Genomic DNA, 13,178 nt, shown 5'->3' with positions numbered 1-13,178 from the left:
TTTCAGCCTTCCCGTCACCAGGGCGCGCAAGGCCCGGGCCTCGTCGTACGTCTGGCGGGCCTGCTCCACGTCGGCCATCCGGTCCTGCGTCCACGGCGCCGGCGCGCGCACCTGTTCACCGGCCTCCCGGCCGAGGCCGGTGAGGGAGTAGTCGACGCGCGGCGGGATGACGGGCTTGGCGTCCCGGCGCACCAGGCCGTCGCGCTCCAGCGTCGTCGTCACCGGAGCCGACGGGCACCTCGGCCGTCACGTCGTGGAGCAGTTGCTGGAGAGAGCAGCTCGCCCCCGTACTGGAGCACGGCGCCCTCGTGCACGCCGCCGGTGAGGGCCGCATCCCCTCCGCCTCCCGCGCCGACTACGCGGCCGCCGCCGTCGCGGTGCTGACCGGCGAGGGCCACGAGAACAAGACGTACGAGCTGAGCGGCGACGAGGCGTGGAGTTTCGCCGGGTTCGCCGCCGAGCTGAGCCGGCAGACCGGCAGGGAGACCACGTACACCGAGGTCTCCGTCGAGGAGTACGAGCGCGTCCTGACCGGCGCCGGGCTGCCCGGGCCGCCGGCCGCGATCCTGGCGGGCGTGGACGTCTCCCGTCGCCAGAAACGAGCTGGTCGTGGCCACCGGTGACCTGTCCCGCCTGACCGGCCGCCCGACCACGCCGCTGGCCGAGGCGATCGCCGTCGCACTCAAAAGCTGAACCCGGCCGGCAGGGGCCGTGAGCCACCCCACTCCCGCCTGTCATGACCGTATAGCGATACGGGCATGACAGATGGGGGTGCTCGGCGCTACCTTCGTGCTTGCTGCACAGGACGCAGCCAGGCACGAAGGAGGGGCCGGTGACCGAGAAGTCGAGGGGCGAGCGGCGCACAGGACTGCTGAACGGCTTCGCGGCCTACGGGATGTGGGGCCTGGTGCCCCTGTTCTGGCCCCTGCTCAAGCCGGCCGACGCGATGGAGATCCTCGCCCACCGCATGGTGTGGTCCCTGGCCTTCGTCGCCGTCGCGCTGCTCGTCGGACGGCGCTGGGCCTGGCTCGGCGAACTGCTGCGGCAGCCGCGCAGGCTCGCGCTCATAGCCGTCGCGGCCGCGGTGATCACCGTCAACTGGGGCGTCTACATCTGGGCCGTCAACAGCGGCCATGTCGTCGAGGCCTCGCTCGGCTACTTCATCAACCCGCTGGTCACCATCGCGATGGGCGTGCTGATCCTCAAGGAGCGGCTGCGGCCCGTGCAGTGGGCCGCGGTGGGGGTCGGCTTCGCCGCCGTCGCCGTACTGACCATCGGCTACGGCCGTCCGCCGTGGATCTCCCTGTGCCTCGCCTTCTCCTTCGCGACCTACGGCCTGGTGAAGAAGAAGGTCAACCTCGGCGGCATCGAGTCCCTGGCCGCCGAGACGGCGATCCAGTTCCTCCCCGCGCTCGGCTATCTGCTGTGGCTGAGCGCGCACGGCGACTCCACGTTCGTCAGCGGCGGACCCGGGCATGCGGCGCTGCTCGCCTCGACCGGTGTCGTCACCGCGCTGCCGCTGGTCTGTTTCGGCGCGGCCGCGATCCGGGTGCCGCTCTCCACGCTGGGCCTGCTGCAGTACCTGGCCCCGGTCTTCCAGTTCCTGCTCGGCATCCTCTACTTCCACGAGGCCATGCCCGCCGAGCGCTGGGCGGGCTTCGCGCTGGTGTGGCTGGCCCTGACCCTGCTGACCTGGGACGGGCTGCGCACCGCACGGCGGGCGGCACTGAACCGCGCCCGGCTCGGCGCACCGCGCACCCCGGCACCGGCCTCCGCCTCCGCATCGGCACTCGCCCGGCCCGGCTCCGGCCCGGCGGACGCCGAGAACGACTCCCCTTCGGCACCTGGCCGACCGGACTGCGATCCGGTGGCGGCCCGGCCCGGTTCCGAGCCGATGGACGCCCAGCCGAGCTCCGATCCGGTGGAGGCCTAGGGGGGCCTAGGGGGTGTCGTTCGGATCGGCGCGGATCAGGCCGCGGCGCATGGTCCGGTGCATCGCAAGGCGGAGCATGACCCGCGGGCGTACTCGGGTGATGCGACAACGCGGCGAGGTGCCGTGCCAGGCGTCGCGGACCCGCGATGTTCCGAACGACACCCCCTAGCGGCCTGGCAGGGCACGCTCCGGCTCACGCGAGCCCAGGCCCAGTTGCCGACCGGCTCGAGACAGAGCGCCCCCCGGATCGAAGTGGCCGCTATAAGTGGTTACATGAGCGAACCTTCCGCACCGGAACCCATTCACTGGAAGCTGGTCCTCGACTGCGCGGACCCGCATGCGCAGGCCGACTTCTGGGCCGCCGCGCTGCACTACGAGGTCGAGGACAACGGCGCGTTCATCGAGCGGCTGCTGGAACTCGGCGCGCTGCCGGGCGAAGCGGTCGTAGAGTTCCACGGCCGCCCGGCCTTCCGGGACCTGGTCGGCGTACGGCATCCGGACGACCCGTACGACAACGAGCGCGGTACCGGGCTCGGGCGGCGGCTGCTGTTCCAGCGGGTGCCGGAGCCGAAGACCGTCAAGAACCGTCTCCACCTCGACCTCCACCCCGGCGAGGGCCGCCGCGCGGCCGAGACCGAACGGCTGGAGGAACTCGGGGCGAGCGTGCTGCGGCATGTGAAGGAGCCCGCCGGGGAGTGGGTGGTGATGGCGGATCCCGAGGGGAACGAGTTCTGCGTGTCCTAGGATCCGCCGTGCCCTCGTCAGCCCGTGGCCGGGGGTGCCGCCCTGCGGGCGCGTTCGGTGAGGCGGCCCATGCGCGCGCGGGCCGACTCCAGCTGTTCGATGTCCTCGGCCGCGGGGCCGTCCTCGGTCGTGAGCTCGGTCCACAGGCCGATCAGGTCGCGGCCGAGCCGCAGACCCTCCTCGGGGTCGCGGATCGCGCGCCAGGCAGTGGCCGCGCTCTGCACGTTGCCGTAGGCGGCCTCCCCGTCGCCTGCGCGGCGGCGGATGCGGGCCAGGTCGAGGGAGAGGTGGAAGGAGCGCAGCGGGTCGGCGGCCAAGTACGCGATGTACGCCGTGAGTTCGCGCAGGCGCAGCACCTCGGGGTGCTCCGGGCCGAGGGTGGAGGACGACTCCGCGACGGTGCGTTCCGCCAGCCCTGCCGCCTCCTCGATCCGTCCGTCCTTCACGGCCAGGTTGATCCGGGCCACGGGTTCGGCGAGGAGGGCGGTCCCTCCGTCACCGGCCGTGGCCCTGGGGTCGTCCCCGAGCACGGCCTCGGCCACGGCGTCGAACCCGCGTGCGGGGGTGGGCTTGGGGTCGGGCTCCGGGTCCGAGTCAAGGGGAACGGGCGCTACGAGGGGCTTGACCGCACGGGCCGGGGCCGGGACGGACGGGATGGTTCCGACGGAGCCGGGCCTGACGGAGGCGGGCTTGTGGGCAGCGGCTCCGGGGGCGGGCGGACCGTCGTCTGCGGCGGGTGCGGGGGCGGGCGGACCGTCGTCTGCGGCGGGTGCGGGGGCGGGTGGACCGTCGTCTGCGGCGGGTGCGGGGGCGGGTGGACCGTCGTCTGCGGCGGGTGCGTCGGCCGTGCGCGGGCCCATCACCGGAGGCGGGCCGAACTCCCCCGTCGGCGCCGCCACCGTTCCGGGAGCCGGGCTCTCAACGGGTTCCGGCACCGCCCGGAACGGGAACGTCGGCGCCGACTCCCCGAGCGGCTCCGGCTCGGACACCGCCCGGAACGGGAACGTCGGCGCCGACTCGCCGGACGGCTGCGACTCCGGCACCGCCCGGAACGGGGAGGTGGGCGCCGACTCCCCGAGCGGCTCCGGCTCGGACACCGCCCGGAACGGGAAGGTCGGCGCCGACTCCCCGAGCGGCTCCGGCTCGGACACCGCCCGGAACGGGAAGGTCGGCGCCGACTCCCCGAGCGGCTCCGGCTCGGACACCGCGCGGTACGAGGACGTCGGCGCCGACTCCCCGAGCGGCTCCGGCTCGGACACCGCCCGGAACGGGAACGTCGGCGCCGACTCCCCGAGCGGCTCCGGCTCGGACACCGCCCGGAACGGGAACGTCGGCGCCGACTCCCCGAGCGGCTGCGGCTCGGACACCGCGCGCAGCGGGAACGTCGGGGCGGACTCCCCCTCCGGTTCCGGCATCTGCTCGCGCGGCGCCTGCGACGGTGCCCCGGCGACCGGGCCCTCCGGCGGAGCCGTGTGCAGGGGCTCGGCCGTGAAGGTACTGGAGCCGTCGGCGTGGACGCGGAGCGGGACGACGTAGCCGATGCGTTCGTCGGTGATCGTGGCGAGGACGGGGTGGCCGGTGGTCAGGGCAAGGCGGTGCAGGTGGTTCAGGACGGCCTGCTGAACCTCCTCACCGGCAGCCGCGAGAACAGGCACGCCGCCGACCGAGGCACCCGTGCCGTCGGCGGGCACGTGGACCGTGATCGGGGTCGCCACACATGCCGCCGAGCGCACGGCGCGCTTCTGTTCCCGCTTCTTCCCGCGGCTGAGTCGAGACATCGGCTCCCTCACTCGGATGCGTGCCATCCGGTCGTACACGTACTGTCGAGTCTCTCCGCTCGGCTGCGGCTCTCACGTCACCACGACGTCACAGCCTCGCACCAGGAACCGCCGGGCAGGTGACACGGGTGGCGCGTCGAGCGCGAGGATCGTCGGGATGGCATGGGAGGAAGCGGGCATGCGGACAGGCGTGCAGCAGGGGCCGGAGATCTGGATCCGCGGACCGGTCGGCGCCGCCATGCCGGAGCATACGGCCGATCGACACGCCGGCCTGCCCGTAACTCCACGGCGATTCTCGTGGGTGGCCACGCACGGCGGAGCGGGTACGACCACCCTCGCGGCCGTCTACGGCGGTCACGACTGCGGGCGGGGCTGGCCCGGCCCCGGAGCTCCGCAGTCGGTCCTGCTCGTCGCCCGGACGCACGCGGCCGGGCTGAACGCCGTCACGCGGGCCCTGGAGGCGTTCCGCCGGGGCGGGGCACCGCCGGGCCTTGACCTCGACTCCGTCGTGCTGGTGGCGGACGCGCCGGGTCGGCTGCCGCGTCAGCTCGTCCAGCAGCTGAAGCCGATCGAGTCGGTCGTCGATGTGCACCGCGTGCCCTGGGTGCCGGCCTGGCGTGTCGGTGATCTGAGCGGGCCGCCACCGCGCGAGGCGGACACGCTGGCCCGGCTCACGAGGGCGTTCGGCCGCGCGTACTGAGCGCAAGCTAGATGCGTGTGCATATAATGCATGTGCACGTATGGCCCGTATGCCTTCGTACGCCGACCACCTGGGGGACTCATGACGCGCCGCTTCCTGTTCGTGCTGGGCAGTGCCCGCCGCGACGGCAACACCGAACTGCTGGCCCGCCGGGCCGCCGAGCAACTGCCCGCCGACGTCGAACAGCAGTGGGTCGGGCTCGTCGACCACCCGCTGCCCGACTTCACGGACCTCCGGCACGACAGCGACCACATACGTCCGGCGGACGGCAACGCCGCGCTGCTGCTCGACGCCACCCTCGCGGCGACGGACATCGTGATCGCCTCACCGCTGTACTGGTACTCGGTGTCCGGCCAGACCAAGCGCTACCTCGACCACTGGTCGGCCTGGCTGCGCATCCCCGGCCTGGACTTCAAGGCGACCATGGCCGGGCGGACGCTGTGGGGCGTCACCGCCCTCGCTCACGACCGGACCGAGGTCGCCGACCCCCTGGTCGGCACGCTCAACAACTCGGCCGCGTACCTGGAGATGCGCTTCGGCGGGGTCCTGCTCGGCAACGGCACCGCACCCGGTGACGTGCTGAGGGACACGCAGGCACTGGCCCGCGCCAAGACGTTCTTCGCGGGGCAGGCACCGCTCGCGCGGTTCCCGTACGCGGACGCCGGCGTGTAGCGAGCGCCTACGCGGTGATGTCCTTCGCCGTGAACCGTGCCCAGGCCGCCGAACCGAACACCGCCGCGTACAGGGCCTGCAGCTCCAGGTTCTTCACCAGGTCGTCCCAGTAGACCGGGTCGCGCATGAGGTCGGCGAAGGACAGCCAGTAGTGGGAGAAGAGGTACGGGTGGATCGCGTGCAGCTGGGGAATCTGGTCGAGGATCTGGACGGTGATCAGCAGCCCCACGGTGGTCGCCATCGCGGCGATGCCGCTGTTGGTCAGCGTCGAGACGAACAGTCCGAGAGCGGCGACCCCGATCAGCGAGACGGCCACCACCAGGGCGATCAGCAGCGCCCGCCCCAGACCGTCGGCGAAGCTGATCTGTGTGCCGGAGATGGTCGTCAGGTCGCCCAGCGGAAAGAGCAGCGCGCCGACGGTCAGGGCCGAGACGGCGACCACCACAGTGGCGACCAGGCAGAAGGCCATCGTCGTGGCGTATTTGGTGAGCAGCAGGCGGGTGCGGCCCGCGGGAGCGACCAGGAGATAGCGCAGCGTGCCCGCGTTGGCCTCGCCGGCGATCGCGTCACCGGCGATCACACCGATGGCCATGGGCAGGAAGAACGGCAGTGTCGCGGCCAGCGCGGTGAACACCAGGAACAGTCCGTTGTTGGTGATCTGCGTGATGAACGCCGGTCCCCCGCCGCCCCCACGGTCGGCCCGTGAGCCGCCCCCGGTTTCGATCTTGACGGCCACCCCGACCAGGATCGGCACGGCCGCCAGCACGCCCAGCAGGGCGAGCGTGCGCCAGCGCCGGAAGGTGGTGACCAGCTCGCTGCGCAGCAGCCCGAAGGTCCACAGCGGGCCCGGCCTGCGTACGACGGTCCCGCCCCGGCCGGTCGAACGGTCCGCCCGCCCCGCGGCGACCTCCGCCTGCCCCTCTGAGGCGTCCGCCTGGCCCTCGGAGGCGTCCGCCTGGCCCGTCGGGGCCTCAGCCTGCGACATCGAAGCCCTCCCCCGTCAGGGCCACGAACGCGTCCTCCAGCGAGGCGCGTTCGACCCCGAATCCGCGGACTCGGACGCCCGCCGTCACCAATGCCGCGTTCACCTCGGCGAGGTCCCGTTCCGGCGGCTCTGCGGTCACCCGGTCCTCGGCGACGACGACGTCGGCCGCTCCCTGCTCCTTCAGCACCCGGGCCGCCTCCCCGGTGTCGGGCGTGGTCACCACCAGGCGGCCGTGCACTCCGGCGGCCAGCTCGGCCACCGAGCCCTGGGTGATCAGCCTGCCCTGCGCCATGACCGCCGCGTGCGTGCACACCTGCTCGATCTCGTCCAGCAGGTGGGAGGAGAGGAAGACGGTCGTGCCGTCGGAGGGCAGTTCCCGGACCAGGGAGCGGATCTCGCGCATGCCCTGCGGGTCGAGACCGTTGGTCGGCTCGTCGAGGACGAGCAGCTTGCGCGGCTGGAGCAACGCCGCCGCGAGGCCGAGGCGCTGCTTCATGCCCAGGGAGTAGGCCCGGGCCTTCTTGCCCGCGGCCGCCGTCAGCCCCACCCGGTCCAGCGCGGCGGCGACGCGGGCACGCCGGGTGCTCGGGTCGGCGGTCGGGTCGGCGGCGTCGTAGCGCAGCAGATTGTCGCGGCCGGAGAGGAAGCCGTACAGGGCGGGTCCCTCGATGAGCGCGCCCACGTGCGGGAGCACGGAGCGCGAGGAGCGGGGCATGGGGCGCCCCAGGACGCGCGCCGTGCCGGAAGTGGGCTCGATCAGGCCCATCAGCATGCGGATGGTGGTGGTCTTTCCCGAGCCGTTCGGACCGAGGAAGCCGAAGACGCTGCCCGCCGGGACGGTCAGGTCGAGACCGTCGACGGCGAGCTGTCCGCCGCGGTAGCGCTTGGTGAGCGCGCGGGTGTGGATGACACCGTCGGCGCCGCCCCCCGCGCCCTGCGCATCCGGGCCGGGTGCCGGAGCCGGCCGCGCGGCCGGTTCCGGATCCGGCTCCGTGGCGGACGCCACGTCCATCGGCTCCCTCGATTCGTCGTGCTCGTGGGCGTGCTTACTGCCCGGTGTTCGCCGCCGTCACCAGCGTGCCCTTGGTGACGGCACCGACATAGACCTTGCCGTCGTCGGTGATCAGGGCGTTGACCAGGCGGGTGGAGAAGACGGTGCCCTTGCCGAACTTGCCGCTCACGTGGTCGCCGAGCGAACCGAGGAAGCCGCTCAGGTCGCCCTTGCCGGAGGACGACGGGACGCCGCCCTTGGTGCCGGTGTCGAAGACGGCGATGGAGTTCCAGCCCTTGCCGAGGACCCTGGAGCCGGCCTTGGCGAAGTCCTTGGGCGAGGCACCCGGCCTCTGTGCGTGTTCGGGCGCCCTGGCGTCCTTCTTCTCCTCGGTGACCTTCGCGCCCTTGGGCGGCGTGAAGTCGAAGGTCGAGGCGGCCGGCCTGGCGAAGCTGACCCGTGTGAAGCCCGCGTCCACGACGGCGGCGCCGCCGCTCGCCGGGGTCAGCGTGAACTTCAGCGGCATACCGGTCTTAGCGTCCACGGCGATGCTGATCGCACCGACCGTGGTGCCGGAGGCGTGCTTCGGCTTGATGAGGAGCTTGTAGGCGTCCCGGCCGGCGACCTGGGCGGTGCCGTCGACCGTCACCGAGGTGGTGTCGTCGACCGACTTCAGGGCCTGGTCGGCGAAGTCCTTGGGCGTGGCGGGCGCCTCGTCCTTGTGCCGCTTGCCGTCCTGGGACGCGGTGCCGTGGTAGACCTCGTTCGACTTGCTGTCGTAGCCCCAGACGTCCTTGCCGTTGTGGATGACGCTGTACTCGGCGGCGCTCTCGATGAGCGAGACCTTCTGCCGGTCCTGGCCGTCGGCCGCCACGCGCACGGTGTGCGTGCCGGAGGCCAGCTCGGTGAGCTTGGACGTCGGGTCGGCCGACGACCCGTCACCGCCCTTGGCGAGGCCGGAGGCGATGCCGCTCTCCAGGCCGCCGAGGTCGGGCAGACCGAGGTCCGTGCTGATCTTCACCGTGCCGGACAGCTGCTGGACGTCTGACTTGGCGATTTTCTCTATGAGTTGCTGCGCGGTGATCTTCGGCAGGTTGGGGTCGCCGGAGTCGGCGAGCGCCGGGACGAGCCCGATGGTCGCCGCCGCCACCCCCACCACCGCGACCGGGACGACGTAGCGAGCGGCCTTGCGCCGCCCCCAGCGCAGGTCGTCGGCCTCCTCGGCGCCCGAGCTGCCGTCGGATTCGTACGGTGCCATCTGTGCCTTACCTCCGTCGTCGGCGGCGGCTGTCCGTCTGCACTCTCCCCGAGCTCGCGCTTCGCTGGAGCGGGGCGGTGCCCCCACCACCCCGAGCCGCCATTCTCACCCATTTCGGTGAGGAGTGGTGTTGTCCGTGTTCTCCATCTGACCAAATCCGCCCCGAAGAAGCGTCAGACTCCGGAGCCAACTCCGTGTACACCTGGGGTATGACACGAGGGCCCGGCGCCTCCCCCGCCCCGTAGGGGTCGTACGGGGAGGCGCCACCACGGGCGGCCGGTGCCGGTGGCCGCCCGAGTGGCCGGGGGGCGCCGGGTGACCGGTGGCCCCCGGCGTGGCTGGTGACGGGCGGCGTGGCCGGTGGCCGGTGACTCAGTGCTGCACGAACACGTAGTCGGCCTGGTACGGGACGGCGGCGACGGTGCCCGGGAAGCACGTGCCGGTCGGGGCGACACCGCCGACGGTGTTCAGCCGCAGGATCTCCGCGGTACCGGCGAGCAGGCCGTGGTGGCGGCCGGCCGGGGCGGCCTTGAGGTCGAGCTCCGGGATGTTGCCGTCCCCGTTCGGGGCCTTGGTGAGGACCACCCCGGTGACAGCGCTGCCGTCCGGCGCGACCCACCGCGGGGTGCCGGAGCCGGGCTTCACGAACGAGTGCCGGATTCCGCCGCCGAGCAGGGCGGCGACGTCCCGCCGGGCGAAGGCGTGGCTGCCGTCGGCGCCCGCCTCGCACCGGTAGATCTGCCGCCCCTTGATGACCGAGGCCTGGAAGTTGCCCAGGGCGTGCCGGAAGTCGACGGCGGTGGTGACCTTGTGCAGCTGGCCCCGGACGGCCCCGCCGGGGAACCCGGCGGTGTGGAGATTGGCGTAGAAGGACCCGGGGTCGTTGGTGAGCTGCTTGAGCAGGGCGGAGTCGCGGACGTCGACGGTGCCGACGAGGCTGTGGCCGTTGCGCCGGTGGGCCTTGCCCAGCAGCTTGCTGAAGTCGATCTTGACTCCGCCGTTGGTGCCCTTGGCCCCCTGGTGGATGTGGAGCATGGTCGGCGTGCCGGTGCCGCGCCAGGTCACGGCGACGGACACCTTGCTGCCCCTGACCTTGATGAACTCGAGTGCGGCGCCGTCCTTGTCCCCCACGGCCGGCCCGCCCTGCACGGGCACCTCATTGGCACCCCGAAGGCTTGCCACGAGGACCGTTCCCCCGGTCTTCGCCGTGCCGCCGCCTCCCGTGTGGCGTCCGCTCGCGGCGGCGGCCGGCACCGCAGCGGCGGCCACACCGCCGATCGCGGCCACCGCGACCGCGGCGACGAGCAGGCCCTTACGGCGCTTCGAGAACGTCGCGTTCATGCCCATGATGTCGTTTCCCCCCATATCTCAGCTGACGCCCCCTGCGTCAGCTTCTGGGCGTGAGTACGGAATAGATCCCAGATTGGACTCAGTCCAGAAATGTGAGCCGCGTCACACACCCGGATGCCGACAGACATACAGAACTATCAGGACATTTCACGCAGAGGGTTGGCGCCGGGGCAGGTGAAGAACTAGCCCGCCCGGTGGACCACCGCGTCGCACAGCTCCATCAGGGAGGTCTTCGCGTCGCACTCCTTGAGCGGTGCCAGCGCGGCCCGCGCCTCCTCGGCGTACCGCACGGTGTCACGCCGCGCCTGCTCCAGCGCGGGATGCACCCGCAGCTCGGCCAGCGCCTGGGCGTGCCGGGCGTCGTCGCTCAGGTCGGAGTCGAGCAGCTCGCACAGCGCGACGTCCTCGGCCAGGCCCAGCCGTGCCGCGCGTTCCCGCAGCCGCAGCACCGGAAGCGTCGCGATCCCCTCCCGGAGATCCGTTCCCGGCGTCTTCCCGGACTCGTGCGAGTCCGACGCGATGTCCAGCACGTCGTCCGCCAGCTGGAAGGCGACTCCCAGCCGCTCCCCGTACTGGGTGAGCACGTCCACGACCGTCTCGTCGGCGCCGGACATCATCGCCCCGAACCGGCAGGACACGGCCACCAGCGAGCCCGTCTTGCCGCCCAGCACGTCCAGGTAGTGGTCGACCGGGTCCCGCCCGTCCTGCGGCCCCGCCGTCTCCAGAATCTGCCCGGTGACCAGCCGCTCGAACGCCACGGCCTGCACGCGCACCGCCTCCGGGCCGAGGTCGGCGAGGATCTGCGAGGCCCGGGCGAACAGGAAGTCGCCGGTGAGGACCGCGACCGAGTTCCCCCAGCGGGTGTTCGCGCTGGCCACCCCACGCCGCACCGCGGCCTCGTCCATCACGTCGTCGTGGTACAGCGTCGCGAGATGGGTCAGCTCCACCACCACGGCCGACGGTACGATCCCCGGCGCATACGGGTCTCCGAACTGCGCCGCGAGCATCACGAGCAGCGGCCTGAATCGCTTCCCGCCCGCCCGCACGAGGTGCTGGGCGGCCTCCGTGATGAAGGGGACCTCGCTCTTCGTGGCTTCGAGCAACCCTTCCTCGACAGCCGCCAACCCGGCCTGGACATCGGCTTCGAGAGCCTGGTCCCGCACGCTCAGCCCGAACGGCCCGACGACGGTCACGAGGGGTCTCCTGTCTGCTGGTGTCTGCTGGGTACTACACGGTTTGTCGATAGGTCGCTGCCAACACTCAAGTCAGCGTATCCGGTCACGTTTCGATCACCGATAGCGCCCACCCATACAGGCCAGGCGGTATCGGATCACGCCCGGTATGTTTTTGATCAACCAATAAGAACAGATATTTGTCGACTTACCCCTCTTACCTCGTTCATCCGTCTTCGTCACCGGATCGACGCCACTGCGCCACCCTCGCCCACGGACGACATCCGAACGGACCACGGTGGCGCTCACCGCCACGACACGCCGCACGATCCGCGCGCAACCAGCACCCGGCGCCCGGTGCCCGATGCCCGGCAACCGATACTCCGACCCGCCTCCGACCACCGGCTTCGACCACCGGCTTCGACCACCGGTGCCGAAGCTGCGGCGTCGACCTTCGCCGGGACCTCCACCCCCACCCCCTTGAGACATGCCCACCCCGGCGCACCTCCGCCCTCGGCCCTCTGCGCTCGACCCCGGGCCCTCCTCCGAGCGGGCCGGCCCGGCTTCGGTGCGCCTGCACACCCCCGAAAGTGACAGCCCTCACACGCCGCTCCCGGATTGCCCGATTTACCCTTATTGAGGCGCCAATTCCCCTTAGCCGCATATGCACTTCAGCCACCAAACCGTGAATTGGGTCACGTCGGCCCCACGACGCCGCCTCCCCCGCTTATCCCCGTTTCCCCTTTCTCCACACGCCAGTTGACCCTTGACATTCGCAAAGGATCAATCTCCTCATACGCCTCACATCAAGGTCAACTAGGACGATGTGTGAATCGGCTACTTGTTTCGGACATGTGCTCTCGCATACGTTCCCGGCCGTCGGGCGGACGCCGAATCCTGCCGCCGCCCGGGAACCCATCGACCGAACCACGCATGGCAGGAGCGGGGGACCCAGGTAAGTCGCCGGGCCGGCGTCGTACGTAACCGTCGTACGCCGTGCCGGAACGGCTCGGGGTGAAGCCGGTGCCCTCAGGGGCACGGCCGGGCACCTCCCAGCCCGAACCCGACAGCTCACCTCGCAGGCGACGGAGAGGAATCAACCATGCCCGCAAAGGGTCTGCTCCGCCGTTTCCGCACCGCCCGCCCCGCCCGCACCCTGGCCGTCGTCGGCACCGGTGCGGCCGTTCTCGCCCTGCCGCTCGTCGGCGCGACCACCGCCTCCGCGGCCCCCACGACGTCCGTCAAGGCCGTCGCCACGGTCGGGTACCCGAACAACCTCGACGGCTGGATCCGCGCGTCGCTCGCGCTCATGGCGCACAAGGGCATCCCGGGCACGTACAACGGCATCTACCGCAACGTCATGCGCGAGTCGTCGGGCAACCCGCTGGCCATCAACCTGTGGGACTCGAACGCGGCCAAGGGCATCCCGTCCAAGGGTCTGCTCCAGGTCATCGACCCGACGTTCCGGGCGTACCACGTCTCCGGCACGTCCTACGACATCTACGACCCGGTCGCGAACATCACGGCAGCCTGCAACTACGCGGCCGCCCGGTACGGCTCGATAGACAACGTCCACGGCGCGTACTGACATTGAG

General features: G+C 71.7%; 11 protein-coding genes, 2 pseudogenes and 1 riboswitch. Of the genes and pseudogenes, 6 read left to right on the top strand and 7 right to left on the bottom strand.

The window, feature by feature from the left end:
• Nucleotides 1-30: 30 nt before the first annotated feature.
• Nucleotides 31-213: pseudogene (locus AB0A61_RS03375) on the bottom strand (winged helix-turn-helix transcriptional regulator); the annotation flags it as partial.
• A 65-nt stretch (nucleotides 214-278) separates the two neighbouring features.
• On the opposite strand from AB0A61_RS03375, the pseudogene AB0A61_RS03370 reads away from it, so the two are divergent.
• The 3 genes and pseudogenes from AB0A61_RS03370 to AB0A61_RS03360 form a co-directional block, all read left to right on the top strand.
• Nucleotides 279-693: pseudogene (locus AB0A61_RS03370) on the top strand (KR domain-containing protein); the annotation flags it as partial.
• Nucleotides 694-832: 139 nt separating this feature from the next.
• Nucleotides 833-1,933: an EamA family transporter RarD gene (gene rarD, locus AB0A61_RS03365; RefSeq protein ID WP_361285347.1), complete on the top strand. Its 1,101-nt coding sequence runs from the start codon at nucleotides 833-835 to the stop codon at nucleotides 1,931-1,933.
• 273 nt (nucleotides 1,934-2,206) lie between these two features.
• Nucleotides 2,207-2,677 carry a VOC family protein gene (locus AB0A61_RS03360; protein ID WP_361285344.1) on the top strand — a complete coding sequence of 157 codons (471 nt, stop codon included), beginning with the start codon at nucleotides 2,207-2,209 and terminating at the stop codon, nucleotides 2,675-2,677.
• A 17-nt stretch (nucleotides 2,678-2,694) separates the two neighbouring features.
• Here AB0A61_RS03360 and AB0A61_RS03355 read toward each other — a convergent pair whose 3' ends face one another.
• Nucleotides 2,695-4,455, bottom strand: a complete 1,761-nt coding sequence (locus tag AB0A61_RS03355; RefSeq protein ID WP_361285341.1) for a tetratricopeptide repeat protein — start codon at nucleotides 4,453-4,455, stop codon at nucleotides 2,695-2,697.
• A gap of 178 nt (nucleotides 4,456-4,633) precedes the next feature.
• On the opposite strand from AB0A61_RS03355, the gene AB0A61_RS03350 reads away from it, so the two are divergent.
• Nucleotides 4,634-5,155 carry a DUF6668 family protein gene (locus AB0A61_RS03350; protein WP_361286225.1) on the top strand — a complete coding sequence of 174 codons (522 nt, stop codon included), beginning with the start codon at nucleotides 4,634-4,636 and terminating at the stop codon, nucleotides 5,153-5,155.
• Between the two features lie 81 nt (nucleotides 5,156-5,236).
• Nucleotides 5,237-5,827 carry an NAD(P)H-dependent oxidoreductase gene (locus AB0A61_RS03345; protein WP_361285338.1) on the top strand — a complete coding sequence of 197 codons (591 nt, stop codon included), beginning with the start codon at nucleotides 5,237-5,239 and terminating at the stop codon, nucleotides 5,825-5,827.
• A gap of 7 nt (nucleotides 5,828-5,834) precedes the next feature.
• On the opposite strand, the gene AB0A61_RS03340 is transcribed toward AB0A61_RS03345, so the two are convergent.
• The 5 genes from AB0A61_RS03340 to AB0A61_RS03320 all read right to left on the bottom strand — a co-directional run bounded on the left by AB0A61_RS03340 (nucleotide 5,835) and on the right by AB0A61_RS03320 (nucleotide 11,604).
• Complete coding sequence (locus AB0A61_RS03340; protein WP_361285335.1) at nucleotides 5,835-6,812, bottom strand: ABC transporter permease; 978 nt, start codon at nucleotides 6,810-6,812, stop codon at nucleotides 5,835-5,837.
• Entirely contained in the window at nucleotides 6,799-7,824 is a 1,026-nt protein-coding gene (locus tag AB0A61_RS03335; RefSeq protein WP_361285332.1) for an ABC transporter ATP-binding protein, read from the bottom strand. The genes AB0A61_RS03340 and AB0A61_RS03335 overlap by 14 nt, the downstream gene beginning before the upstream one ends.
• A 34-nt stretch (nucleotides 7,825-7,858) precedes the next feature.
• A complete protein-coding gene (locus AB0A61_RS03330; RefSeq protein ID WP_361285329.1) occupies nucleotides 7,859-9,061 on the bottom strand; it encodes a DUF2092 domain-containing protein in 1,203 nt (400 codons plus the stop codon).
• A gap of 372 nt (nucleotides 9,062-9,433) precedes the next feature.
• Complete coding sequence (locus tag AB0A61_RS03325; RefSeq protein WP_361285326.1) at nucleotides 9,434-10,402, bottom strand: CHRD domain-containing protein; 969 nt, start codon at nucleotides 10,400-10,402, stop codon at nucleotides 9,434-9,436.
• A gap of 191 nt (nucleotides 10,403-10,593) precedes the next feature.
• On the bottom strand, nucleotides 10,594-11,604 hold the full coding sequence (locus AB0A61_RS03320; RefSeq protein ID WP_361285323.1) for a polyprenyl synthetase family protein: 1,011 nt from the start codon (nucleotides 11,602-11,604) through the stop codon (nucleotides 10,594-10,596).
• 889 nt (nucleotides 11,605-12,493) lie between these two features.
• A riboswitch (cyclic di-AMP (ydaO/yuaA leader) is annotated at nucleotides 12,494-12,683 on the top strand.
• 2 nt (nucleotides 12,684-12,685) lie between these two features.
• Here AB0A61_RS03320 and AB0A61_RS03315 point away from each other — a divergent pair.
• Complete coding sequence (locus AB0A61_RS03315; protein WP_361285320.1) at nucleotides 12,686-13,171, top strand: transglycosylase SLT domain-containing protein; 486 nt, start codon at nucleotides 12,686-12,688, stop codon at nucleotides 13,169-13,171.
• The last annotated feature ends 7 nt before the right edge of the window (nucleotides 13,172-13,178 follow it).

This window comes from Streptomyces sp. NPDC046197, assembly GCF_040646295.1.
Lineage (GTDB): Bacteria > Actinomycetota > Actinomycetes > Streptomycetales > Streptomycetaceae > Streptomyces.
This window is presented reverse-complemented; position numbering and strand designations above follow the sequence as displayed.

Bases quoted from the DNA above. Each gene is read 5' to 3' on its own strand.
- AB0A61_RS03360 (WP_361285344.1), top strand. From the start codon at position 2,207: ATGAGCGAACCTTCCGCACCGGAACCCATTCACTGGAAGCTGGTCCTC.
- AB0A61_RS03355 (WP_361285341.1), bottom strand. From the start codon at position 4,455: ATGTCTCGACTCAGCCGCGGGAAGAAGCGGGAACAGAAGCGCGCCGTG.
- AB0A61_RS03350 (WP_361286225.1), top strand. From the start codon at position 4,634: ATGCGGACAGGCGTGCAGCAGGGGCCGGAGATCTGGATCCGCGGACCG.
- AB0A61_RS03345 (WP_361285338.1), top strand. From the start codon at position 5,237: ATGACGCGCCGCTTCCTGTTCGTGCTGGGCAGTGCCCGCCGCGACGGC.
- AB0A61_RS03340 (WP_361285335.1), bottom strand. From the start codon at position 6,812: ATGTCGCAGGCTGAGGCCCCGACGGGCCAGGCGGACGCCTCCGAGGGC.
- AB0A61_RS03335 (WP_361285332.1), bottom strand. From the start codon at position 7,824: ATGGACGTGGCGTCCGCCACGGAGCCGGATCCGGAACCGGCCGCGCGG.
- AB0A61_RS03330 (WP_361285329.1), bottom strand. From the start codon at position 9,061: ATGGCACCGTACGAATCCGACGGCAGCTCGGGCGCCGAGGAGGCCGAC.
- AB0A61_RS03325 (WP_361285326.1), bottom strand. From the start codon at position 10,402: ATGAACGCGACGTTCTCGAAGCGCCGTAAGGGCCTGCTCGTCGCCGCG.
- AB0A61_RS03315 (WP_361285320.1), top strand. From the start codon at position 12,686: ATGCCCGCAAAGGGTCTGCTCCGCCGTTTCCGCACCGCCCGCCCCGCC.